The following is a 1,812-nucleotide window of genomic DNA, read 5'->3' as shown; positions in this document are numbered from 1 at the left end:
CAAAACCACTTCCGCATCGGAATGAGTTTGAAAACGATATTTGGACTCCAATTGTAAGCGTAATTCTTTGTAATTATAAATTTCTCCATTACAGACTACGAACATCGTTTGCTGTTGATTCCAAATTGGTTGCTTTCCTCCTGCAACATCGATAATTGATAAGCGTCTAAATACTAGAGATAAGTGTTCGGAATCAAACAACTGCTCGTCATCTGGACCCCGAAAAGACAATTGCTCACTCATTTGGCTCAAAATATTAAGGCGTTGGGCATTCTGGTACAACGAAACTCCACTAGTTACGAAACCTGCAAATCCACACATTACTTTCCTACCCTCATGACTCGCGCGTATTAACTTAGGGCAGTGCCTGAGTGCCCAATCACACATCTTTAATAATATTTGAATTTGTTAGCGCAGCGTGCTTGTAGATTAAACCAATACAAAGCAAGTCAAAAATCAAAAGAAGATCCTTACTTTTGACTTTTGACTTCCCCAAAGGGGCGGCTAGTCATAAAATTACTAGGAATAACAAGGATAAGCACAAATGCTCACCAGGTCAATTGACACTGTAGGAGCAGTGTCAGGTATCGGAGTGCCCACAAGTGGCAGAAGTGGTAAAGAAGTTTGTCCAAGCAAATAGAGCGTTTGACGGACAATTGCATTAATGAGATATAAAAGACTTCTATATCCTGCCCTAGGGTCAACCCCACTTATGGTATCGCCTGCGTGAATCCTAATCCTATATCTCCAATCTTAATTCCCAATCTGGCCTCGGCTCCTCCGACTATCATCATCATTTCTTCTCCCGTCAACTCTTCGGCATTTCCGACTCCCCTCAACTCCGGCATTTCTGCCATGTCTGGGCCCGATTCGGCTTGGTTTTGGGGTTTAATCGCGTTCGCTTTATGAGTTTTCATCTCTTTAACACTCAACTTACTACTTAGAGTTGCATAACCCCAACTTGGGTTACTACATACATATTAATATTATTAGTGAGTCAAAAAGTACAGTTTTATTAAACACTCTTGATAGCAAGCAGGTTTTGGGAGAGTGTCGCGACTGGGCGCGTCACTTTCAGTAAATCGCAAAGTTTTTTTCAAACTTTGCACTACATCCGAGCACCCCATATCAAAGAAACACCGGAGGCGTCACCAACAAACGGCGCGACCGCGCCGGGAAGAGGAGTGATCGCGTTGATGGCAACAAGAGGATTTGCAAACTGTAGAACAGTGGATTGAGCAAGACCGTCGTGCCTATAACAGCCCTCGATTGGCACAAAAGCTGGCACAGGAACTTAATAGAAATACTTACAGGCAATGGGGAAAGCGATAAGCCCGCTTGCTTGACGCTACGCGTATCGCATTGTGCTCAGCTTAAAAGTTATGAAGTTCCTGTAGCGGAGATTGTCCTTTGAATTTACTAAAATCAACTGCTAGTCCCCGGTTCAAACAAATGTTTTTAAATACCATCATTGCCATAGCATTTAATAATATCTGTATAGTATTAATTCCCCTGACATCATTAAGATGAGCTTGCTGATACAAAGGCGCTAAGTTAGATTTGATTAAATGAAAATTCTCAAACCCGCTGAGTGCTTGATATTTTTCCTGAAACTTATCAAAAATCGCCACCAGCATTTTATACTTCATTCTCTGCCAAGAAGCTGGTTCGCCACTGTAAGATTTTTTGCGGTAAGCCAAGTTGTCGCTTAACCATTGTCTTGCCATTTCTCGGATAATTTTCTTATCCCAAAACAGAGTTTGTTGCATACTGGGTGGAATTGCCGCCAAGTATTCTACCAGACGATGATCC

2 protein-coding genes and 1 pseudogene are annotated in these 1,812 nt (G+C 42.1%); all 3 read right to left on the bottom strand.

Going from position 1 to position 1,812, the window contains the following annotated elements; translation table 11 throughout:
• Positions 1 to 321, bottom strand: a pseudogene (locus ACM0OZ_RS48635) (asparagine synthetase B); the annotation flags it as partial.
• A gap of 389 nt (positions 322 to 710) precedes the next feature.
• Positions 711 to 917: a hypothetical protein gene (locus tag ACM0OZ_RS48630; protein ID WP_414590120.1), complete on the bottom strand. Its 207-nt coding sequence runs from the start codon at positions 915 to 917 to the stop codon at positions 711 to 713.
• A gap of 456 nt (positions 918 to 1,373) precedes the next feature.
• On the bottom strand, positions 1,374 to 1,812 hold a 439-nt coding region (locus ACM0OZ_RS48625), incomplete at its 5' end, for an asparagine synthase-related protein (protein ID WP_414590119.1).

The sequence above is a fragment of the Scytonema sp. PCC 10023 genome, from assembly GCF_963920835.1.
In the GTDB taxonomy this organism is placed as follows: Bacteria; Cyanobacteriota; Cyanobacteriia; order Cyanobacteriales; family Nostocaceae; genus Kalymmatonema.
This window is presented reverse-complemented; position numbering and strand designations above follow the sequence as displayed.